General features: G+C 61.7%; 1 protein-coding gene. It reads left to right on the top strand.

The annotated features are described in order from the left end of the window. A partial coding sequence (locus QWI17_RS00460) for an NAD-binding protein (protein WP_302720532.1) occupies positions 1 to 320 on the top strand: 320 nt, incomplete at its 5' end. Between the last annotated feature and the right edge of the window lie 249 nt (positions 321 to 569).

Below are 569 nucleotides of genomic sequence, written 5' to 3' on the forward strand. Positions count from 1 at the left end.
TGGGTAATGCGCTGGGCATCGATACCCAGGTGCTGGCCGGCATCATCAACAGTTCGACCGGGCGTTGCTGGAGCTCGGATACCTACAACCCATGGCCGGGCATTATCGAAACCGCGCCAGCATCGCGTGGCTATACCGGTGGCTTTGGCGCCGAACTGATGCTCAAGGACCTGGGGCTGGCGACCGAAGCGGCGCGCCAGGCACACCAGCCGGTGATCCTGGGGGCTGTGGCCCAGCAGTTGTATCAGGCCATGAGCTTGCGTGGCGAGGGTGGCAAGGACTTCTCAGCTATCGTAGAGGGGTATCGCAAGAAAGATTGACGCAAGAGGTGGGCTTCATCGCGGGCCAGGTGGCCTTCCCTCTGTAACTGCGCACCAGAGGGAAGGGCACTTGCCCCGCGATTTTTTTGCCCCGATTCTCCAGGCGCCACATAACCCTGTGGGAGCGGGCATGCCCGCGAACACCGGCAAAGCCGGTGCCATCTACCACACTGCCTGTTTCGCGGGCGCGCCCGCTCCCACAGAGTTAGTTGTAGAGTGTCTGATCAGGCGAAGACGAAATACTTGCGC

It is taken from the genome of Gilvimarinus gilvus (assembly GCF_030518155.1).
Taxonomy (GTDB): Bacteria; Pseudomonadota; Gammaproteobacteria; order Pseudomonadales; family Cellvibrionaceae; genus Gilvimarinus; species Gilvimarinus gilvus.